Origin of the sequence: Paracoccus sp. MA, assembly GCF_020990385.1 — a bacterium.
Taxonomy (GTDB): Bacteria; Pseudomonadota; Alphaproteobacteria; order Rhodobacterales; family Rhodobacteraceae; genus Paracoccus.
Window position 1 is genome coordinate 1,995,073 of record NZ_CP087598.1, and the last position, 21,724, is coordinate 2,016,796.

The 21,724-nt window shown below is 65.7% G+C and carries 16 protein-coding genes, 1 tRNA gene and 2 pseudogenes; all 19 read right to left on the reverse strand.

The window, feature by feature from the left end:
• Positions 1 to 22 precede the first annotated feature (22 nt).
• The 19 genes and pseudogenes from fusA to LOS78_RS17075 all read right to left on the reverse strand — a co-directional run bounded on the left by fusA (position 23) and on the right by LOS78_RS17075 (position 21,674).
• Entirely contained in the window at positions 23 to 2,146 is a 2,124-nt protein-coding gene (gene fusA / locus LOS78_RS16990) for an elongation factor G (RefSeq protein WP_230377564.1), read from the reverse strand.
• 18 nt (positions 2,147 to 2,164) lie between these two features.
• On the reverse strand, positions 2,165 to 2,635 hold the full coding sequence (rpsG, locus tag LOS78_RS16995; RefSeq protein ID WP_011747098.1) for a 30S ribosomal protein S7: 471 nt from the start codon (positions 2,633 to 2,635) through the stop codon (positions 2,165 to 2,167).
• A 12-nt stretch (positions 2,636 to 2,647) separates the two neighbouring features.
• Complete coding sequence (rpsL, locus tag LOS78_RS17000) at positions 2,648 to 3,019, reverse strand: 30S ribosomal protein S12 (protein ID WP_010399029.1); 372 nt, start codon at positions 3,017 to 3,019, stop codon at positions 2,648 to 2,650.
• A 233-nt stretch (positions 3,020 to 3,252) separates the two neighbouring features.
• Positions 3,253 to 4,110, reverse strand: coding sequence for a putative rhamnosyl transferase (locus LOS78_RS17005; RefSeq protein WP_230377565.1), 858 nt, complete (start codon positions 4,108 to 4,110; stop codon positions 3,253 to 3,255).
• Complete coding sequence (locus LOS78_RS17010) at positions 4,110 to 5,057, reverse strand: DMT family transporter (RefSeq protein WP_230377566.1); 948 nt, start codon at positions 5,055 to 5,057, stop codon at positions 4,110 to 4,112. Before LOS78_RS17010 ends, LOS78_RS17005 begins: the two co-directional genes overlap by 1 nt.
• A gap of 36 nt (positions 5,058 to 5,093) precedes the next feature.
• Positions 5,094 to 5,699, reverse strand: coding sequence for an isoprenylcysteine carboxylmethyltransferase family protein (locus tag LOS78_RS17015; RefSeq protein WP_230377567.1), 606 nt, complete (start codon positions 5,697 to 5,699; stop codon positions 5,094 to 5,096).
• A 237-nt stretch (positions 5,700 to 5,936) separates the two neighbouring features.
• Positions 5,937 to 10,145: a DNA-directed RNA polymerase subunit beta' gene (gene rpoC, locus LOS78_RS17020; RefSeq protein WP_028714489.1), complete on the reverse strand. Its 4,209-nt coding sequence runs from the start codon at positions 10,143 to 10,145 to the stop codon at positions 5,937 to 5,939.
• A 49-nt stretch (positions 10,146 to 10,194) separates the two neighbouring features.
• Entirely contained in the window at positions 10,195 to 14,343 is a 4,149-nt protein-coding gene (rpoB, locus tag LOS78_RS17025; RefSeq protein WP_230377568.1) for a DNA-directed RNA polymerase subunit beta, read from the reverse strand.
• Positions 14,344 to 14,582: 239 nt separating this feature from the next.
• On the reverse strand, positions 14,583 to 14,957 hold the full coding sequence (gene rplL, locus LOS78_RS17030; RefSeq protein WP_017999544.1) for a 50S ribosomal protein L7/L12: 375 nt from the start codon (positions 14,955 to 14,957) through the stop codon (positions 14,583 to 14,585).
• A 67-nt stretch (positions 14,958 to 15,024) separates the two neighbouring features.
• Complete coding sequence (gene rplJ, locus LOS78_RS17035; RefSeq protein ID WP_028714487.1) at positions 15,025 to 15,540, reverse strand: 50S ribosomal protein L10; 516 nt, start codon at positions 15,538 to 15,540, stop codon at positions 15,025 to 15,027.
• Positions 15,541 to 15,794: 254 nt separating this feature from the next.
• On the reverse strand, positions 15,795 to 16,493 hold the full coding sequence (rplA, locus tag LOS78_RS17040; protein ID WP_230377569.1) for a 50S ribosomal protein L1: 699 nt from the start codon (positions 16,491 to 16,493) through the stop codon (positions 15,795 to 15,797).
• 3 nt (positions 16,494 to 16,496) lie between these two features.
• The gene (gene rplK / locus LOS78_RS17045; RefSeq protein ID WP_028714485.1) at positions 16,497 to 16,949 is read right to left on the reverse strand and encodes a 50S ribosomal protein L11; all 453 of its coding nucleotides are present in this window, start codon (positions 16,947 to 16,949) and stop codon (positions 16,497 to 16,499) included.
• A gap of 107 nt (positions 16,950 to 17,056) precedes the next feature.
• Positions 17,057 to 17,596 carry a transcription termination/antitermination protein NusG gene (gene nusG / locus LOS78_RS17050; protein WP_028714484.1) on the reverse strand — a complete coding sequence of 180 codons (540 nt, stop codon included), beginning with the start codon at positions 17,594 to 17,596 and terminating at the stop codon, positions 17,057 to 17,059.
• 195 nt (positions 17,597 to 17,791) lie between these two features.
• The gene (gene secE, locus LOS78_RS17055; protein ID WP_028714483.1) at positions 17,792 to 17,986 is read right to left on the reverse strand and encodes a preprotein translocase subunit SecE; all 195 of its coding nucleotides are present in this window, start codon (positions 17,984 to 17,986) and stop codon (positions 17,792 to 17,794) included.
• Between the two features lie 78 nt (positions 17,987 to 18,064).
• On the reverse strand, positions 18,065 to 18,934 hold the full coding sequence (locus LOS78_RS17060) for a hypothetical protein (RefSeq protein WP_028717470.1): 870 nt from the start codon (positions 18,932 to 18,934) through the stop codon (positions 18,065 to 18,067).
• Positions 18,935 to 18,995: 61 nt separating this feature from the next.
• Positions 18,996 to 19,071: transfer RNA gene (locus LOS78_RS17065), tRNA-Trp, on the reverse strand.
• 50 nt (positions 19,072 to 19,121) lie between these two features.
• Positions 19,122 to 19,838: pseudogene (locus LOS78_RS22150) on the reverse strand (ABC transporter ATP-binding protein); the annotation flags it as partial.
• A 276-nt stretch (positions 19,839 to 20,114) separates the two neighbouring features.
• Positions 20,115 to 20,981, reverse strand: a pseudogene (locus LOS78_RS22155) (ABC transporter transmembrane domain-containing protein); the annotation flags it as partial.
• Between the two features lie 39 nt (positions 20,982 to 21,020).
• The gene (locus LOS78_RS17075) at positions 21,021 to 21,674 is read right to left on the reverse strand and encodes a CatB-related O-acetyltransferase (RefSeq protein WP_230377570.1); all 654 of its coding nucleotides are present in this window, start codon (positions 21,672 to 21,674) and stop codon (positions 21,021 to 21,023) included.
• Positions 21,675 to 21,724 lie beyond the last annotated feature (50 nt).

Here is a 21,724-nt window from a genome sequence, read left to right on the forward strand (position 1 = left end):
GGTTGCCCACGCACCGCCGGGATTACGCGTATTTCTTCTGGATCTCGTCCGAGATGTTCTGCGGCACGGCCTCGTAATGGTCGAACTGCATCGTGAACACCGCGCGGCCCGAGGACATCGAGCGCAGGTTGTTGATGTAGCCGAACATGTTGGCCAGCGGCACGAAGGCGTCGATGACATTCGCATTGCCGCGCGAGTCCTGGCCGCGGACCATGCCGCGACGGCTGGTCAGGTCGCCGATGATCGAACCGGTATATTCCTCCGGCGTGACCACCTCGACGCGCATGATCGGTTCGAGCAGCTTGGCCCCCGCCTTCTTCAGGCCTTCGCGCATGGCGGCACGCGCCGCAATCTCGAAGGCCAGGACCGAGGAGTCGACGTCATGGAAGGCACCGTCGATCAGCGCCACCTTGAAGTCGATCACCGGGAAGCCGGCCAGCGGACCCGAGTCCATGACGGACTTGATGCCTTTTTCGACGCCGGGGATGTATTCCTTCGGCACCGCACCGCCGACGATCTTCGATTCGAACGAGTAGCCCTCGCCCGGCTCGGTCGGGGTGATGACCAGCTTGACGCGCGCGAACTGGCCGGTCCCGCCGGTCTGTTTCTTGTGCGTGTAGTCGATCTCGGCCTCGGTCGAGATGGTCTCGCGATAGGCCACCTGCGGGGCGCCGATATTCGCCTCGACCTTGAACTCGCGCTTCATGCGGTCGACCAGGATGTCGAGGTGAAGTTCGCCCATGCCCTTCATGATGGTCTGGCCCGATTCCAGGTCGGTCTCGACGCGGAAGGACGGGTCCTCGGCGGCCAGGCGCTGCAGGGCAAGGCCCATCTTCTCCTGGTCGGCCTTCGACTTCGGCTCGACGGCGATCTCGATCACCGGCTCGGGGAAGGTCATGGTTTCCAGGACCACCGGCTTCGCGGGATCGCAAAGCGTGTCGCCCGTGGTGGTTTCCTTCAGCCCGGCCAGGGCGATGATGTCGCCGGCGAAAGCCTCGTCGATCTCTTCGCGGTTGATGGCGTGCATGACCATCATCCGGCCGACGCGCTCGCGCTTGCCCTTGGTCGAGTTCAGCATCTGGTCGCCCTTCTTGAGCTGGCCAGAATAGATCCGCGTGAAGGTCAGCGAGCCGACGAAGGGGTCGTTCATGATCTTGAACGCCAGCGCCGAGAACGGATCCGCGTCCGAGGCATGGCGGGCGATGTTGCGCTCTTCCGTCTCGTCGCCCGGGGCGAAGCCCATATAGGCGGGCACGTCGGTCGGCGCCGGCAGGAAGTCCACCACGGCGTTCAGCAGCGGCTGCACGCCCTTGTTCTTGAAGGCGGAACCGGCCATGACCGGGAAGAAGGACAGCGACAGCGTGCCCTTGCGGATCAGCTTGCGCAGCGTCGCCTCGTCCGGCTCGTTGCCTTCCAGATAGGCTTCCATCGCCTCGTCGTCCTGTTCGACGGCGAGTTCGATCATCTTGCCGCGCCATTCCTCGGCGACGTCCTGAAGCTCGTCACGGATGGGCTGGCGGATCCACGAGGCGCCCAGGTCCTCGCCCTTCCAGACCCATTCTTCCATCTTGATCAGGTCGACGATGCCTTCCAGCTTGTCCTCGGCGCCGATCGGCAGGGCGATCGGGCAGGGGGTGCCGCCGGTGCGGTCCTTGATCATGGCGACGCATTTGAAGAAGTCGGCGCCGATCTTGTCCATCTTGTTGACGAAGACGATCCGCGGAACCTTGTAGCGGTCGGCCTGGCGCCAGACGGTCTCGGTCTGCGGCTCGACGCCGGCATTGCCGTCCAGCAGGCAGATCGCGCCGTCCAGAACCGCCAGCGAACGCTCGACCTCGATGGTGAAGTCGACGTGGCCGGGGGTGTCGATGATGTTGAAGCGGCAACGCTCCTTGTCATCGGGGGTGAAGTCGGCATCCTCGTGGCGCTGCCAGAAGGTGGTGGTCGCCGCCGAGGTGATGGTGATGCCGCGCTCGGCTTCCTGCTCCATCCAGTCCATGGTGGACGCACCTTCGTGCGTCTCGCCCATCTTGTGGTTCTTGCCGGTGTAGAACAGGATGCGCTCGGTCGTCGTGGTCTTGCCCGCGTCGATATGGGCCATGATCCCGAAGTTCCGGTAGCGCTCCAGCGGATATTCGCGTGCCATAAAGGGCCTTCCTTCCGGTTACCAGCGGTAGTGGCTGAACGCCTTGTTGGCGTCGGCCATCTTGTGCGTGTCCTCACGCTTCTTGACGGCGGTGCCGCGGCCGTTCACCGCGTCGGCCAGCTCGCCCGCGAGGCGCTCTTCCATGGTGTGCTCGTTGCGCTTTTTCGACGCGTCGATCAGCCAGCGGATCGCCAGGGCCTCGCGGCGCGACGGACGGACCTCGACCGGAACCTGGTAGGTGGCGCCGCCGACGCGGCGCGAGCGCACTTCGACCGAGGGCTTCACGTTGTCGAGGGCTTCGTGGAAGACTTCGATCGGCTCGCGCTTCAGCTTGCCCTGCACGCGGTCGAGGGCGTTGTAGACGATGCGTTCGGCAACCGATTTCTTGCCGTCGATCATCAGGTTGTTCATGAATTTGGTCAGCACGCGATCGCCATATTTGGCGTCGGGCAGGACTTCGCGCTTCTCAGCGGCGTGACGACGGGACATGTGCCTATCTCCTTACTTCGGACGCTTCGCGCCGTATTTCGAACGACGCTGACGACGATCCTTGACGCCCTGGGTATCCAGAACACCGCGCAGGATGTGATAGCGGACACCCGGAAGGTCTTTCACCCGGCCGCCGCGGATCAGCACGACGCTGTGTTCCTGCAGGTTGTGCTTTTCGCCCGGGATGTAGGAGATCACCTCGAAGCCATTGGTCAGGCGGACCTTGGCCACCTTACGCATGGCCGAGTTCGGCTTCTTCGGCGTCGTGGTATAGACGCGCGTGCATACGCCCCGCTTCTGCGGGCAGGATTGCAGGTGCTGCGACTTCGAGCGCTGCACCTTGGGCTGCCGCGGTTTGCGGATCAGCTGTTGGATCGTCGGCATTCGGTTCCCCGTCTTGCTTTCGTCAATACTCGCAGCCACCGGCTGCGCCACTTCTCGACGGCGAATCACGCCCATCGTGAAACGCCAGAACCCATCCTGTCCCCAAGCCGGGAAGGACGGGTTGAATTACCAGAGGATCGGGGCATTCCGGCCCGGATCATGACCACAGAGGTTCTGGGCCCCGATCAGATTCCTGACGGGTGTGCGGCGTATATGGGGTTTCCACAGGCGAGTCAACAGCCGCCCCCCTGCCCCGCCCGGGCCGAAAGCAGTCGCCGCGCCCCGGCTTCGAGACCCGGCAGGTCGATGCGGAAACGCCGGGCAAGCAGCGCCGCCATGTCCTCTTCGGGGCCCGCGCCCTGCCCCGCGACTGCATAGCCCGCGCCCACCGCGCCCGAGTCGTTGTCCTCGTGCAGCATGCGCACATACATCGGCTTTCCCGCCAGGGTCACGCCCGGCATGGACAGGTTCACCTTGAAATGCGGGAAATGCAGCACACAGCGCCCCGCATCCGGCCGCAGGTAGATGGTCAGCGCCGCGCTGGCATTGTGGATGATCCGCATCTCGGACCGGATGCCGCCCGGCCCGGCCCGCATCACCACGCCGCGCGCGTAATCGCAGGACAGCCGGCCGTGTTGGCGCCAGAGCGGCTGCATGCGCACGAAATCGCGGCGCGCGTCGCGGATATAGTCAAGGGCCACCGCATCGTCGTCGTCATGGCGGAAATGGCCGACCACATCGGCCGAATGGTCGATATGCGGGGCGACGGCGGCCATGCAGGCCTCGACATGCTTCTCCATCGGCGGGACCAGCGCCAGCCGCAGTTGCGGCATGATCCCCGCCAGCTCGTGCAGCCGGGCCAGCCAGGGCTCGGGCAGGTCCGGCCCGGTCATCAGCACCAGCGTGAAATCCGGATCGGTCTGCGCCAGCCAAGCCGGCAGGGCGACATGCTCGAACCAGAACCAGCGCCGGGCCAGCCGTTCGGGATCGTAGAGAAAGGCCCGCCGCTCCTCCAGCGTCTCGTGGGTCACCTGAAATCCCCGGCCGCCCGGATAGGAAAAGCGGCACAAGCCCAGCATCTGCACCCGCATCAGCTTCGCCTCTGCAATTGTCCTTCGCGCAGGATGGTATAGATCCCCGCCCCCACCACCAGCGCCGAACCCGCCCAGGTCCACAGGTCCGGCCAGTCGCCGAACACCGCCAGCCCCAGCAGGATGGCCCAGAGCAGCGAACTGTAGCGGAACGGCGCGACGAAGGAAATCTCGCCCACCCGCATGGTGGCGACGGCGGTGATATAGCCCACGGTCAGGAACAGCGCGGCAGCGGTCAGCAGCGCGAATTCGGCCAGGGTCGGCAGCCGCCAGTTTTCCGCCCAGCCCAGAACGAAGCCCGACAGCATCACCGTCAGCGCCGCGTAAAAGGCGATGCTGGACGAGGCGAGCCGGGCCGAGAATGTCCGGGTGACCATGTCCCGCACCACGATCAGCAGCATCGCCGCCAGCGCCACGGCCGACCAGCGGTCGAAGGCTCCGGTGCCCGGCCGCAGGATCAGCAGCACGCCGACGAAGCCGATGCCGATGGCCAGCAGCCGGCGCCAGCCCAGCCTTTCGCGAAAGAACAGCGCCGCGGCCAGCGTCACCGCCAGCGGCAGCGCCTGCATGATCGCCGAGATGTCGGCCAGCGCCATCCGCCGCAGCGCCAGCAGGTAAAGCACGGTCGAGACGATATCCGCCGCCGTGCGCAGCACCAGCGGCCAAAGATCGCCGCGCGGCACCCGCAGCCGGACCCCGCCCTGCCCCTGCGCGACCAGCACCATCAGCAGCAGCACCATGCCGCCGCGGATGGTGATGGATTCGTAAAGCGGCAGGCTCTGGGTCACCGCCTTCATCAGCGTGTCGTTGCAGATGAAGGCCGCCATGCTGAGCATCATCAGCGCCGAGCCGCGCAGGTTGTCGGCCCGCCCCTGCCGGGGGTCCGGGACATGCGGGCGAAGGGCGGTTGCCGGCGCGCTGGCAGAGGGCAGGTCGGGGGTCAGCATGGTTCTGGCTGTGCGGCTTGGGAGATGAGAAACAGGCTACCAGAGCGCCAGCAGCGACCAGCCGAGGCTCAGCTTCAACTGGTCCACCGACTCGACAATGGGAATGAAGCTCAGAAAGACGAACGCATCGAACAGGTTGCGGCGCAGCGTCGCCGTGTCGAACCGCGCGGTCCGCCCGGTGCGGAACAGCCGCGGATCGGGCAGGAAGAACGGCGTGCGCACCGCATAGGCATCGTATTCCGCGCCGAAGTGCTGCGACAGGAACGCCGCTTCGCGCCGCGCGGTGATCCACAGGATCAGCCCCACCGTGCCGCCGACCAGCAGCGCAAGGCTGACCGCGCCGAACATCAGCCCGATCCCCGTCGCCGCCACGGTCGAAAAGAAATACAGCGGGTTGCGCGTCATCGAATAGGGCCCGTCCTGCATCACCCGCCGGTTCTTGGCGCCGCCGACATAGAGGATCGACCAGAACCGGCCGAGCACGCCCGCCAGCAGCAGCAGAATGCCCAGGGTTTCGATGGCCTCGTGCCCGAACCCCTCGAGGCCGAGGAGCGGGTTGATCACCAGGATGGCCGGCAACAAGGCCAGGCCCGACAGCCGCAGGATGTTGATGCGGATCTTCTGATTGACTGCCGCGCGCATCAAACCACCCTCGCAAAACGCCCCGACCGCCCTTTGGCCCCTCATCGTTATCCCCTGCCAGGGCTTTGCGCAATCGCGACCTGCGGATGAGAGGGTTGCGGCGATCCGCCGGACGGCGCCCCATCGGACGGCGCGCTGCGCAATCGGGACTTGGGGATGAGAGGGTTGCGGCAGCCCACCCATGCAAAAAAGGCCCGGCATCGCTGCCGGGCCTTTCCAATTCGTTTCAACGGGCGATCACTCGTCGCCGCCGACCTCGGCCGGGCTGTCCTCCGGCGCGATCAGCGCGGCGGCGGCCTCCGCCTCGGCGCGGCGGGCTTCGATCACCTCGTTGTCGCGCTCGGTCGCGATGCGCTTCACGCGGGCGGTGGCGCCGCCGGTGCCGGCCGGGATCAGCCGGCCGACGATGACGTTCTCCTTGAGCCCGACCAGCTTGTCGCGCTTGCCCTGGACGGCGGCCTCGGTCAGCACGCGGGTCGTCTCCTGGAACGAGGCAGCCGAGATGAAGCTGCGGGTCTGCAGCGACGCCTTGGTGATGCCCAGCAGCACCGGCTCGCCCGTGGCCGGACGGCCGCCCTTGGCTTCGATCTTGGCGTTCTCTTCCTCGAACTCGTCGCGGTCGACATGCTCGCCCTTCAGCAGCGTGGTGTCGCCGCTGTCGGTGATCTCGATCTTCTGCAGCATCTGGCGGACGATCACCTCGATGTGCTTGTCGTTGATCTTCACGCCCTGCAGCCGGTAGACGTCCTGCACCTCGTCGATGAGATAGTCGGCCAGAGCCTCGATCCCCATGATGCGCAGGATGTCATGCGGCGCCGGGTTGCCGTCCATGATGTAGTCGCCCTTCTGCACGAAGTCGCCTTCCTGCACCGGGATGTGCTTGCCTTTCGGCACCATGTATTCGACCGGCTCCAGCGTGTCGTCGGCGGGCTCGATGGCGATGCGGCGCTTGTTCTTGTAGTCCTTGCCGAAGCGCACATAGCCGTCGATCTCGGCGATGATGGCGTGGTCCTTGGGACGACGCGCCTCGAACAGTTCCGCCACGCGGGGCAGACCCCCGGTGATGTCCTTGGTCTTGGCGCCTTCGCGCGGGATCCGCGCCACCACGTCGCCGGCCTTGATCTCCTGCCCGTCCTCGACCGACAGGATGGCGTCGACCGACATCGGATAGGTGACCGGGTTGCCCTGCTCGTTGCGGACCGGCTCGCCATCGGCATCGACGATGATGATCTCGGGCTTCAGCTCGTTGCCTTTCGGGGCCGAGCGCCAGTCCGTCACGATCTTCTGCGTCATGCCGGTCGCGTCGTCGGTCTCGTCGCGGACCGAGATCCCCGACAGCAGGTCGACATATTTCGCGACACCGGCCTTCTCGGCGATGATCGGCAGGGTATAGGGGTCCCATTCGAACATCTTCTGGCCGCGCGCCACGGCATCGCCTTCGCGCACGAACAGCTTGCTGCCGTAGAACAGCTTGTGGCTGGCCAGCGTGTCGCCCGTCGCCGACTTGATGTGCAGCTGCATGTTGCGGCTCATCACGATCAGCTCGCCATTGGCGTTTTCCAGCGTGCTTTCGTTGTCGAAAGCCACCGTGCCCTCCTGCGCCGCGGCGATGAAGGACTGCTGGCCGCCCTGGGCGATGCCGCCGATGTGGAAGGTCCGCATCGTCAGCTGGGTGCCCGGCTCGCCGATGGACTGGGCGGCGATGATGCCGACCGCCTCGCCGATATTGACCAGCGTGCCGCGGGCCAGGTCGCGGCCATAGCACAGCGCACAGACCCCATCGTCCGACTCGCAGGTCAGGGCCGAGCGGATGCGCACGTTCTGCACGCCCGCGCCCTCGATCTCGTCGGCCTTGCGCTCGTCGATCAGCTCGTTCTTGCGGACGATGACCACGTCCTCGCCCGGCACCAGCACGTCCTCGGCCGCGACACGGCCCAGCACGCGCTCGGACAGCGGGCTGACCACCTCGCCGTCGTTGACCGCGGCCGAGGCGGTGATCGCCCGGTCGGTGCCGCAATCATGCTCGCGGATGATGCAGTCCTGCGCCACGTCCACCAGGCGGCGGGTCAGGTAGCCCGAGTTCGCCGTCTTGAGCGCGGTGTCCGACAGACCTTTCCGCGCGCCGTGGGTCGAGTTGAAGTATTCAAGAACGGTCAGACCTTCCTTGAAGTTCGAGATGATCGGCGTCTCGATGATCTCGCCGTTCGGCTTGGCCATCAGGCCGCGCATGCCGCCCAGCTGCTTCATCTGGCTGACCGAACCGCGGGCGCCCGAATGCGCCATCATGTAGACCGAGTTCGGCTCCAGCTCGGCGCCGTTCTCGTCCTTCTTGGTGGCCGAGATGGTCTTCATCATGGCATCGGTGACGCGGTCGTTGCATTTCGACCAGGCATCGACGACCTTGTTGTATTTCTCGCCCTGGGTGATCAGGCCGTCCAGATACTGCTGCTCGAACTGCTTCACCTGGTCCTGAGTCTCCTCGACCAGGTCCCATTTCGTCGGCGGAACGACCATGTCGTCCTTGCCGAAGGAGATGCCGGCGCGGAACGCCTCGCGGAAGCCCAGGCCCATGATCTGGTCGCAGAAGATCACCGATTCCTTCTGGCCGCAGTAGCGGTAGACGGTGTCGATGACGTTCTGGATGTCCTTCTTGCGCAGCAGGCGGTTCACCAGCTCGAAGGGCGCCTTGGCGTTCTTGGGCAGCAGCGCGCCCAGACGGATCCGGCCCGGCGTGGTCTCGAAGCGCTTGATGACCTCGTTGCCGTTCTCGTCGATCTGCGGCAGGCGGGCGGTGATGCGGGCATGCAGATGCACCGCGCCGGAGGCCAGTGCGTGCTCCACCTCTTCGAGGTTGGCAAAGACCATGCCTTCGCCCTTCATGCCCTCGCGCTCCATGGTCGTGTAGTAAAGACCAAGGACCATGTCCTGCGACGGCACGATGATCGGCGCGCCGTTGGCGGGCGACAGCACGTTGTTCGTCGACATCATCAGCACGCGCGCTTCCAGCTGCGCCTCAAGCGACAGCGGGACGTGCACGGCCATCTGGTCGCCGTCGAAATCGGCGTTGAAGGCCGAGCAGACCAGCGGGTGCAGCTGGATCGCCTTGCCCTCGATCAGGATCGGCTCGAAGGCCTGGATGCCCAGGCGGTGCAGCGTCGGCGCGCGGTTCAGCAGCACCGGGTGCTCGCGGATCACCTCGTCCAGGATGTCCCAGACCTCGGGGCGTTCCTTCTCGACCAGCTTCTTGGCCTGCTTGACGGTGGACGACAGCCCCTTCGCCTCAAGCCGCGAATAGATGAAGGGCTTGAACAGCTCCAGCGCCATCTTCTTCGGCAGGCCGCACTGGTGCAGCTTCAGCTCGGGACCGGTCACGATCACCGAACGGCCCGAGAAGTCCACGCGCTTGCCCAGAAGGTTCTGGCGGAAGCGGCCCTGCTTGCCCTTCAGCATGTCCGACAGCGATTTCAGCGGACGCTTGTTGTTGCCGGTGATGACGCGACCGCGGCGGCCGTTGTCGAACAGCGCATCGACCGATTCCTGCAGCATCCGCTTTTCGTTGCGCACGATGATGTCGGGCGCGCGCAGCTCGATCAGGCGCTTGAGGCGGTTGTTGCGGTTGATGACCCGGCGATAGAGGTCGTTCAGGTCCGAGGTCGCGAAACGGCCGCCGTCCAGCGGAACCAGCGGACGCAGTTCCGGCGGGATGACCGGAATGACCGTCAGCACCATCCACTCGGGACGGTTGCCCGACTCGAGGAACGATTCAACGATCTTCAGCCGCTTGATGATCTTCTTCGGCTTCAGCTCGCCAGTCGCCTCTTTCAGCTCCTCGCGCAGTTGCTCGGCGGTGGCGGCCAGGTCGATATTGGCCAGCATCTCGCGGATCGCCTCGGCGCCGATATTGGCGGTGAAGGCGTCGGCGCCATACTGGTCCTGCGCGTCAAGGAATTCTTCCTCGGTCAGCAGCTGGCCATAGCTCAGGTCGGTCAGACCCGGCTCGATCACGACGTAGTTCTCGAAATACAGGATGCGCTCAAGATCGCGCAGCGTCATGTCCAGCATCAGGCCGATGCGCGAGGGCAGCGACTTCAGGAACCAGATATGCGCGACCGGGGCGGCCAGCTCGATATGGCCCATGCGCTCGCGCCGGACCTTTTGCAGCGTCACCTCGACGCCGCATTTCTCGCAGACCAGGCCGCGATATTTCATGCGCTTGTATTTGCCGCAGAGGCATTCGTAATCCTTGATCGGGCCAAAGATACGCGCGCAGAACAGACCGTCACGCTCGGGCTTGAACGTGCGGTAGTTGATGGTCTCGGGCTTCTTCACCTCGCCATAGGACCAGGCGAGGATTTCCTCGGGCGAGGCCAGCGAGATCTTGATTTCGTCGAACTGCCGCGGCGCAGCCAGCGGGTTCAGGGGGTTGGTGGCAAGTTCCTGGTTCATTTCCAAATCCTAATGAGGGGCGCGGTGGGGGAGATGAGGGGTCGCCCCCTCACTCCTCATCCTCCGCATCCAGGAGTTCCATGTTGAGGCCCAGACCCCGGACCTCCTTGACCAGAACGTTGAACGATTCCGGCACGCCGGCCTCGAAATTGTCCTCGCCCTTGACGATGCTCTCATAGACCTTGGTCCGGCCGGCCACGTCGTCCGACTTGACCGTCAGCATCTCTTGCAGGGTGTAGGCGGCGCCATAGGCTTCCAGGGCCCAGACCTCCATCTCACCCAGACGCTGGCCACCGAACTGCGCCTTGCCGCCCAGCGGCTGCTGGGTCACGAGGCTGTAGGGACCGGTCGAACGCGCGTGCATCTTGTCGTCGACAAGGTGGTGCAGCTTCAGGACGTATTTCATCCCGACGGTGACCGGGCGGGCGAACTGCTCGCCGGTGCGGCCGTCGAAGACGATGGACTGGCCCGAGGTGTCGAAGCCGGCACGGCGCAGCGCGTCGTTCACATCCGCCTCTTTCGCGCCGTCGAAGACCGGCGTGGCGATCGGAACACCGGCGCGCACCGCATCGGCATGCTCCAGCAGGGACTCGTCATCCATGCCCTCGAAGGTCTCGGCATAGAACTCGTCGCCATAGCCGTTCCGCATCGCGTCGCGCACCGGGGTCATGTCGCCCTTGCGGCGATAGTCCTGCAGCGCCTCGTCGATCTTGATGCCGAGACCGCGCGAGGCCCAGCCCATATGCGTCTCGAGGATCTGGCCGACGTTCATCCGCGACGGCACGCCCAGCGGGTTCATCACCAGGTCGACGGGGGTGCCGTCGGCCAGGAAGGGCATGTCCTCCATCGGCACGACCTTGGAGACGACGCCCTTGTTGCCGTGACGACCGGCCATCTTGTCGCCGGCCTGCAGCTTGCGCTTCACCGCGACGAAGACCTTGACCATCTTCATCACGCCCGGGGGCAGGTCGTCGCCCTGGCGCACCTTCTCGACCTTGTCGTCGAAACGGTTGTCCAGAGCCCGCTTCTGGGCGTCGAACTGCTGGTTCAGCGCCTCGACTTCCTTGGCGGTGTCCTCGTCGGCGACGGCGAGCTGCCACCACTGGCCGCGCGACAGCTGGCCCAGCAGATCGTCATCGACCACGGCGCCGGCACGGATGCCCTTCGGCCCCTTGACGACTTCCTTGCCCATGATCAGCGACTTGAGGCGCGCATAGATGTTGCGCTCCAGGATCGCCAGCTCGTCGTCCCGGTCGCGGGCCAGACGCTCGACTTCCTCGCGCTCGATCTGCAGCGCGCGCTCGTCCTTGTCGACGCCGTGGCGGTTGAACACCCGGACCTCGACGATGGTGCCGTAAGCCCCCGGCGGCAGCCGCAGCGAGGTGTCGCGCACGTCGCTGGCCTTTTCGCCGAAGATGGCGCGAAGCAGCTTCTCCTCCGGCGTCATCGGCGATTCACCTTTCGGGGTGATCTTGCCGACCAGGATGTCGCCCGGGCCCACTTCCGCGCCGATATAGACGATGCCGGCCTCGTCGAGGTTGCGCAGCGCCTCCTCGCCGACGTTCGGGATGTCGCGGGTGATCTCCTCCGGGCCCAGCTTGGTGTCGCGGGCCGCAACCTCGTATTCGTCGATATGGATCGAGGTGAACACGTCGTCGCGGTGGATCCGCTCCGAGATCAGGATCGAGTCCTCGTAGTTGTAGCCGTTCCAGGGCATGAAGGCCACGACCACGTTGCGGCCGATCGCCAGCTCGCCCTGATCGGTCGAGGGACCGTCGGCCACGACCTGGCCCTTGACCACCTTGTCGCCCACCTTGACCAGCGGGCGCTGGTTGATGGTCGAGGACTGGTTGGAACGCTTGAACTTGCGCAGGCGATAGATGTCCACGCCCGCGTCGCCGGCGCCCAGATCCTCGGTCGCGCGGATAACGATCCGCTGCGCATCGACCTGGTCGATGATGCCGCCGCGACGGGCCATGATGGCCGCACCGGAATCGCGCGCCACGGTCGCTTCCATGCCGGTGCCGACGAACGGCGCCTCGGCCCGCAGCAGCGGCACCGCCTGGCGCTGCATGTTCGAGCCCATCAGCGCGCGGTTGGCGTCGTCGTTTTCAAGGAAGGGGATCAGCGCCGCCGCGACCGAAACCAGCTGTTTCGGCGACACGTCGATCAGGTCCACCGCCTCAACCGGGTTCAGCATGAAGTCGCCGGCCTGACGGGTCGAGACCAGCTCGTCCACGAAACGGCCGTCCGCGTCCAGCGTCGCGTTCGCCTGGGCGATGGTGTGGCGCATCTCCTCGGTCGCGGACATGTAGACCACGTCGTCGGTCACCTTGCCCTCGACCACCTTGCGATAGGGGGTCTCGATGAAGCCGTATTTGTTCACGCGGGCAAAGGTGGCCAGCGAGTTGATCAGGCCGATGTTCTGGCCTTCCGGCGTCTCGATCGGGCACATCCGGCCGTAATGGGTGGGGTGAACGTCGCGCACCTCGAAGCCGGCGCGCTCGCGGGTCAGACCGCCCGGGCCAAGCGCCGAAAGGCGACGCTTGTGCGTGACTTCCGACAGCGGGTTGGTCTGGTCCATGAACTGCGACAGCTGCGACGAGCCGAAGAACTCGCGCACCGCGGCCGCGGCGGGCTTCGCGTTGATCAGGTCCTGCGGCATCACGGTGTCGATCTCGACGCCGGACATGCGTTCGCGGATCGCGCGTTCCATGCGCAGCAGGCCGATGCGATACTGGTTCTCCATCAACTCGCCGACCGAGCGCACCCGGCGGTTGCCGAGGTGGTCGATGTCGTCGATCTCGCCCTTGCCGTCGCGCAGCTCCACCAGCCCGCGGATACAGGCGATGATGTCCTCCTTGCGCAGGGTGCGCTGGGTGTCCGGCGCATCCAGGTCAAGGCGCATGTTCATCTTGACCCGGCCCACGGCCGAAAGGTCATAGCGCTCGCTGTCGAAGAACAGGCTGTCGAACAGCGCCGAGGCGGCCTCGACGGTCGGGGGCTCGCCCGGGCGCATGACGCGATAGATGTCCATCAGCGCGCCGTCGCGGCTCATGTTCTTATCGGCCGCCATGGTGTTGCGGATATAGGGACCGACATTCACATGGTCGATGTCGAGGACCGGGATGTCCTCGATGCCGTTGTCCAGCAGCACCTTCAGCAAGCCGCCCGAGATCTCGCCGTCGCGGTCGTATTCGACGGTGATCTCGTCGCCGGCCTCGGCATAGATCAGGCCGGTCTGCTCGTTGATGATGTCCTTGGCGACGAAGCGACCGATGATCTTGTCGAAGGGCAGAAGCAGGTTGATGTCGCCCTGTTCGGCCAGCTGCTTGACCAGGCGCGGCGTCACCTTGTCGCCGGCCTTGGTGATGATCTCGCCGGTCTCGGCATTCACCAGGTCATAGCTGGGGCGGGTGCCGCGCACGCGCTCGGGGAAGAAGCGGGTGATCCAGCCGGCCTCGCGGCCCTTGACGGCGCGCTGCAGCTTGTAGTCCACGGTATCGTAGAAGGCATCCATGATGCCCTCCTGGTCCATGCCGAGCGCATAGAGCAGCGTCGTCACCGGCAGCTTCCGGCGGCGGTCGATGCGCGCGAAGACCAGGTCCTTGGCGTCGAATTCGAAGTCGAGCCACGAGCCGCGATAGGGAATGATGCGGCAGGCGAAGAGCAGCTTGCCGCTGGAATGCGTCTTGCCGCGGTCATGGTCGAAGAACACCCCGGGCGAGCGGTGCATCTGCGACACCACGACGCGCTCGGTGCCGTTCACGATGAAGGTGCCGTTCTGCGTCATCAAGGGCATGTCGCCCATGTAGACGTCCTGCTCCTTGATGTCCTTGACCGACTTGGCGCCGGTGGCCTCGTCGACATCGAACACGATCAGACGCAGCGTCACCTTCAGCGGCGCGGCATAGGTCATGTCGCGGCTCTGGCACTCGTCCACGTCGTATTTCGGCTTTTCCAGCTCGTATTTCACGAATTCCAGCGTCGCCGTCTCGTTGAAGTCCTTGATCGGGAACACCGACTGGAAGACGCCCTGGATGCCTTCGCCATCCTGATGGCCCGCGCCGTCGCCAGAGCGCAGGAACAGGTCATAGGAGGATTTCTGAACCTCGATCAGGTTCGGCATCTCCAGAACTTCGCGGATATTGCCATAGTAACGCCGGATGCGTTTCTGGCCGACATAAGCTTGCGCCATAGAGGGTCTAACCTTTCGTCTTTCGCTTGCGCAGACCGTCGGGGCCCGGGCTGCGCAAGGCGGCGAATGAGGGGCGGGGTCCCATTCGTGCCGCGCGTCCCACCGCGCGGCTCCCGAACCCCGAACATGCCCTGAAGGAAGGTCTGTTCTGGAAACCGTCCTTCAAGACAGGTTCGGCAGGGACCGGGGAAACCCCGGACCCTGCCCGTTTCGTGCAGTCAATCGGCCAGAGCGGCCAATTACTTCAGCTCGACCTTGGCGCCAGCCGCTTCGAGCTTCTTCTTCATTTCTTCGGCATCGGCTTTCGAGGCACCCTCTTTCACCTTGCCGCCGGCTTCGACCAGGTCCTTGGCTTCTTTCAGGCCCAGACCGGTGATGCCGCGCACTTCCTTGATCACGTTGATCTTGTTGGCGCCGGCATCGACCAGGACGACGTCGAATTCGGTCTTCTCTTCGGCGGCTTCAGCCGGGCCAGCGGCCGGGCCGGCAACCATGACGGCGCCACCGGCGGCCGGCTCGATGCCGTATTCGTCTTTCAGGATGGTCTTCAGTTCCTGGGCTTCCAGCAGGGTCAGGCCCACGATTTCTTCGGCGAGTTTCTTCAGGTCAGCCATTTTTCCGTTCTTTCCATTAAGTGTTCCAACGTCAGGGTTTCAACCCCACGCGGGAATGGGGATTGCCTCAGGCGGCCTCGCGCTCTTCCAGAGTCGAGAGGATGCCCGCGATGTTGCTGGCAGGTGCGCCGATCGCGCCCGCGATGTTGGAAGCAGGGGCGCCGATGCAGGACACGATCGAAGCGATAAGCTCCTCGCGCGACGGCATCTGGGCCACGGCTTTCACACCGGCCGGGTCAAGCGCCGTGTCGCCCATCGCACCGCCCAGGATCACGAACTTGTCGTTCCCCTTGGCGTATTTGTCCGCGACCTTGGCCGCAGCCACAGGGTCCTCGGAGAAGGCGAGCACGGTCATGCCCGTCAGATAGTCGGCGATGCTGGCGCAAGGCTTCCCATCCAGGGCGATCTTGGCGAGCCTGTTCTTGGCAACGCGGACGGACCCGCCGCTTTCGCGCATCTGCGCGCGCAGGTCCTGCATTTCGGCAACCGTCATTCCCTCGTAGCGGGCAACCACCACGACGCCAGAGGCTTCAAAGATCTGGCCGAGTTCTTCGACCACCTGTTCTTTTTGCGCTCTATCCACGGTTTCACTCCAAGTTGGGGGTTTCCCCCCGGCTCTCACTTTCCCGACGCCCGAACAGCGTCAGGACGGGTCCGTGACGGTCCCAAGATCACCCGGAGCGAGGCCCGGAAAATGGTCTTGATCCCATCTCAGGAAGGACGATTAAGCCGGCCAGATAGCGTATCGGGTCGGCACCCTCCGTCTCGGACAGGACGGGGCATTGCTGCCCCGCCATCCGCCGGCCCCGCAAGGACGCCGGCGAAATTCTTGCGCGCTTACTGCGCGACAGCCGAAGACAGGTCCAGCGACACGCCCGGACCCATGGTCGAGCTGATCGAGACCTTCTTCACATAGGTGCCCTTCGCGCCCGAGGGCTTGGCCCGGTTCACCGCGTCCACGAAGGCGCGGATGTTCTGGGCCAGCTTCTCGGCGTCGAACGAGGCCTTGCCGACGCCGGCATGGACCACGCCCGCCTTCTCGGCCTTGAACTGGACTTCGCCGCCCTTGGCAGCTTCCACGGCCGCTTTCACGTCCATGGTCACCGTGCCGACCTTGGGGTTCGGCATCAGGTTGCGCGGGCCCAGGATCTTGCCCAGACGGCCGACCAGCGGCATCATGTCCGGGGTGGCGATGCAGCGATCGAATTCGATCTTGCCGGACTGGATGGCCTCCAGCAGGTCTTCCGCACCGACGATCTCGGCGCCGGCGGCCTTGGCTTCGTCAGCCTTGGGACCACGGGCGAAGACGGCGACGCGCACATGCTTGCCGGTGCCGTTGGGCAGGGTGACCACGCCGCGGACCATCTGGTCGGCGTGACGCGGATCGACGCCCAGGTTCATCGCGATCTCGACGGTCTCGTCGAACTTCGCGGTGGCGTTGTCCTTGACCAGCTTGACGGCGTCCTCGACCGAGAGGTTCACCTTGCCGGCAAAGGCTTCGCGGGCGGCGGCTTGCTTTTTCGACAGTTTAGCCATGGCTTAGCCTTTCACCTCGATGCCGATCGAACGCGCCGAGCCGAGGATGATCTGCATCGCGGCTTCCACGTCGTTCGCGGACAGGTCCTTCATCTTGGCTTCGGCGATCTCGCGCACCTGCTTGGCGGTCACGGTGCCGGCGACCTGACGGCCGGGCTTTTCCGAACCCTTGGCGCGGTTGCGCTTGCCGACCGGCTTCAGGCCGGCGGCTTTCTTCAGCAGGAACGAGGCCGGGGGGGTCTTGGTCTCGAAGGTGAAGGACTTGTCGGCGTAATAGGTGATCACGACCGGAACCGGGGCACCCTGTTCCATCTCCTGCGTCTTGGCGTTGAACGCCTTGCAGAATTCCATGATGTTGATGCCGCGCTGACCCAGGGCCGGGCCGACGGGCGGGGACGGGTTCGCCTGACCCGCCTTGATTTGCAGCTTGAGGCTGCCGACAACTTTCTTGGCCATCTGGCCTTCTCCTTATCATCACGCCCCGCCCCTGACGGGCTTCGGGCCGACTTAGCGGTGCGGCCTTGCCCCGGGTCCGTTCCCGGCGGCGCAGCCTCCCGCGACGATCACGCGGTCTTGGCGACCTGCGTGAATTCCAGTTCCACCGGCGTCGGACGGCCGAAGATGGACACCGTGACCTTGATGCGGTTCGCGGCCTCGTCCACTTCCTCGACCATGCCCGAGAAGCCCTCGAAGGGCCCGTCGGTCACGTTCACCTTCTCGCCCACGTCGAACCGGATCAGGTTGCGCGGCGCCACCTCGGCCCCACCCTCGCCGGTGCGATGCAGGATCGCGTTCACCTCGTCGTCGCGCATCGGCATCGGCTTGCCCTGGGCGCCCAGGAAGCCGGTGACGCGGTTGATCGAGTTCACCAGGTGGTAGGTCTGATCCGACAGCTCCATGCGCACCAGCACATAGCCGGGCATGAAGCGGCGCTCGGACGTGACCTTCTTGCCGCGGCGGATCTCGATCACTTCCTCGGTCGGGACCAGCACCTCGTCGATCTGGTCCTCGAGACCTTTCTCGACCACGGCCTGGCGAATCGCCTCGGCGACCTTCTTTTCAAAGTTCGACAGGACGCTGACCGAATACCAACGCTTTGCCATGTCTCGATCGACCCCTGTTGCCTTCCGGGTCAGCCATGGCCAACCCATTGAATTCCTTGTCTACCCCAACCGGATCGCGCGCAATCGCGGCAAGCTCCGGCCAAATTGAAATCGGCGCGCACGACCGAATCGATGCACGCCGCGTCACGGGCAGGTCGGGCGGACATACCGCCCCGCGCCCTGCAATGCAAGCCCTCAGCTGCCGACCAGATGGATCACGGCCGAGAGGCCGGTCTTGATCAGCAGATCGACGAGGAAGAAAAAGATCGAGGCCAGCGCCGCCATGATGAAGACCATGATGGTGGTCGTCACCACCTCGCGGCGGGTGGGCCAGGTGATCTTGCCGAGTTCGGCGCGGACCTGGCTGATGAACTGGACGGGGTTGGCCATGGGTTTCCCTTCGGTCTTGCAGCGGGTCAGATAGCCTGCGCCGACCGGCATTTCAAGCACCGATCTGGCCGCGGGGCGTCAGGGTTCCAGAAACTCGACCCCCGGCAGCGCGCGCAGCTGCCGCAGATCCTCGGCATAGGCGACGGCCGAGCGCCGGTAATCCGCCTCCGGCAGCAGCCGCAGGGCGGCATGGCCGTCGGCGCGGCGAAAGCGCAGCCGCGCCCGGTTGGCCAGCACACGCAGGTCGGCCTCGCTGTCGGCCATGGCGCGGCGCAGGAACCATTCGTAGCCCGGCTGGGTCAGGCTCTCGTTCGAGGGCGGCGGCTCGGGCACAAGCGCCGCCAACCCCGGCGGCAGGATCCGCGCCAGCAGGCGCGGCCGCAGCGCGGGATAATCCTCGTAGCGCCAGACCAGCAGCCGCGCCACGCCGGGGACCGAGGCCAGGCGCTGCGCCAGCCCGCTCCAGCTCAGGGCGGCGGGGTCGCGGCCCTGCAGATAGGCGTCGATCTCGATCTCGTTGCCAAGCGCAAGCTGCAGGGCGAAGGCCGAGACGTTGAACTGCGCCGGATCGCGCACCGACAGGCACAGCACCGCCGGCCCGCCCCCGGCCAGCGCCAGGCAGCGCCGCAACCGCGCCCGCACGCCGGGATAGATCATGCCCCGGCGGCTGAACAGGCAGCTGCGATGGGTGCCTCCCAGGATGTTTTCGTCGGAAAGCAGGAGCTCGGGATAGCAGGCCCGGGCCTCGGCCAGCCTTTCGGAGGCGACCCGCGCCGCCCGGCCGCCATGCGTCAGGGCCCGGACCAGCGGCAGACCGTCATGGCGCAGCACGCCCGGATCGGCATAAAAGACCCCGCCCGCGCGCAATTCGTGCCGCGCCAGGCGCAGCGAGACCTGCAGATGCGTCGAGGCGGTCTTGTGCGCCCCCAGATGAAGGGTCAGGGCCATGGCCGGACGATTCTGGACGGGACTGGTGCGGTCCGGACCGCGAAGGCTGGCCGGATGCGGCTGGCAGGGGCAGAGGGACTCGAACCCCCGACCCTCGGTTTTGGAGACCGATGCTCTACCAACTGAGCTATACCCCTAGGCCGCGCTGCTGATTACGGCAGGTCCGGGCGCGGTTCAAGAGGGAAGATCATTCGGCCTCAAGAAACCCGCCCGACTGCCGCGCCCAAAGCCCGGCATAGATGCCGCCCTGCGCCAGCAGCGCCTCATGCGTGCCCTGCTCGACGATACGGCCCCGCTCCATCACCACCAGCCGGTCCATGCGGGCGATGGTGGAAAGCCGGTGCGCGATGGCGATCACCGTCTTGCCCTGCATCAGCATGTCGAGCTGCGACTGGATCGCCGCCTCGACCTCGCTGTCCAGCGCGCTGGTCGCCTCGTCCAGAACCAGGATCGGCGCGTCCTTCAGCAGCACCCGCGCGATGGCGATGCGCTGGCGCTGGCCGCCCGACAGCTTGACCCCGCGCTCGCCGACATGGGCGTCGAGGCCGCGCCGGCCCTGCGAATCGGTCAGGCCAGCGATGAAATCCGCCTCGGCCAGCTCGGCGGCGCGCAGGATCTCGGCCTCGGACGCGTCCGGCCGGCCATAGGCGATATTGTCGCGGATCGAGCGGTGCAAGAGCGAGGTGTCCTGCGTCACCACCCCGATGGCGGCACGCAGGCTTTCCTGCGTGACCTGCGCGATGTCCTGGCCGTCGATCAGGATGCGGCCCGATTCCAGGTCGTGGAAGCGCAGCATCAGATTCACCAGCGTCGACTTCCCGGCGCCCGAACGCCCGACCAACCCGATCCGCTCGCCCGGCGCGATGGTCAGCGACAGGTCGTCCAGCACCGCGCCGCGGCCGGGCCGCGCCGCCTCGCCATAGCGGAAGGTCACGCGGTCGAACTCGACCCGTCCCTCGGGCACCGAAAGCGGGCGGGCGCCGCGCGCATCCGTCACCATGCGCGGCAAGGACAGCGAGCCGATGCCGTCGCGCACCGTGCCGATATTCTCGAAAAGCGTGGCGAATTCCCACATGATCCAATGCGACATGTTGCCCAGCCGCAGCGCCAGCGGGACCGCCACGGCGACCGCGCCGACCTCGATCTTGCCGCCGACCCACAGCCACAGGCCCAGCACCGTGACCGAAAAGGTCAAGAGCGAGTTCAGCGTGGACAGCAGGATGTTCTGGATCGAGGCCAGCCGCATCTGCCCGTGTACGGTCTGCAGGAACCCGTCCATGCTCTCGCGCACGTAAGCTTCCTCGCGCGAGCTGTGCGAGAACAGCTTCACCGTCGAGATGTTGGTATAGCTGTCCACCACCCGGCCGGTCATCACCGCACGGGCATCGGCCTGCGCCTCGCTGATGCGGCCAATGCGCGGGATCAGCCACCACAGCAGAAGCCCGTAAAGGATGCCCCAGCCGGCAAAGGGCAATGCCAGCCAACCGTCGGTCGAGGCCGCCAGCACCAGCGCACCGATGAAATAGACGCAGACATAGGTCAATACGTCCATGAACTTCATCGCCACTTCGCGCACCGCCAGGGCGGTCTGCATCAGCTTGGTGGCGATGCGTCCGGCGAACTCATCCTGGAAATAGCTCATCGACTGGCGCAGCAGGTAGCGATGCGCCTGCCAGCGGATGCGCTGAGGGAAATTGCCCATCAGCGTCTGGTGCATCAAGAGCGAGAACAGCACCTGCAGCAGCGGCAGGCCGATCACCAGGATCGCGCCCATCAGGATCAGCCGATTGCCCTCGACCGCCCAGAAATTCTCGCGGTCGGCCCCGGCCAGCCGGTTCACCAACTCGCCCAGATAGCCGAACAGCACCACCTCGGCCACGGCGATCATGGCCGAGCAGGCGGCCATGGACAGCATGTAGCCCTCGGCCCCGCGCGAGAAATGCAGGATGAACCGCCACAACCCCTGCGGCGGCATGCGCGGCGGATCGGCGGGATAGGGATCAAGCCGGCGCTCGAACCAGCTGAACATGTCGGACCTCATTCGCATCAGCCCGGGCCCTCGCCCGGTTCGTTTCGTCCGGCCGCCTCAGGCGGCCAGTTTCTCAAGCGCCGCGACATCGGCACGGGCCAGCGCGGCGGTGGCGCCGGCGATCCGCTCCGGCGGCCAATGCCACCATTGCAGCGCCATGAGCCGGGCGATGGTGGCATCGTCGAAGCGCATCCTTATGACACGGCCGGGATTGCCCGCGACCACGGCGTAATCCGGCACCACGCCGCCGACCACCGCACCCGCGCCGATAACGGCGCCGCTGCCGATCCGCGCGCCCGGCAGGATGGTGGCGCCGTCGCCGATCCAGACATCGTGGCCGATCACCGTATCCGGCAGGCCGCTGATCTGGTCGATGTAATCGCCGACCCGCGCATGGTCGAAGATCGCGAAGGGATAGGTCGAGATCCCGGCCATCGGATGATTGGCCGAGGCGGTGACGATCCGCACCCGGTCGGCGATCTGGCAGAACCGTCCGATCACCAGCCGCTCGGGCGCGCCGGCATAGGTATAGGGCGCCAGCCGCGCCGCCCAGTCGTCCGGCGGGTCGAAGCTGCTGGCATAGGTGAAATCGCCGATTTCGATATTCGGATGGTCGATCACCCGGTTCAGATGCACCAGCCCCCGGTTCAGGGTGCCGTCGGGAAAGCGCATGGGATGGGGCGAAGCCGCATCAAGGAAGTGGGCAGTCATGGGAATCCTCTTCAATCCGTCCGTGAAAGGTCAGATCTGCGAGTTGTCCA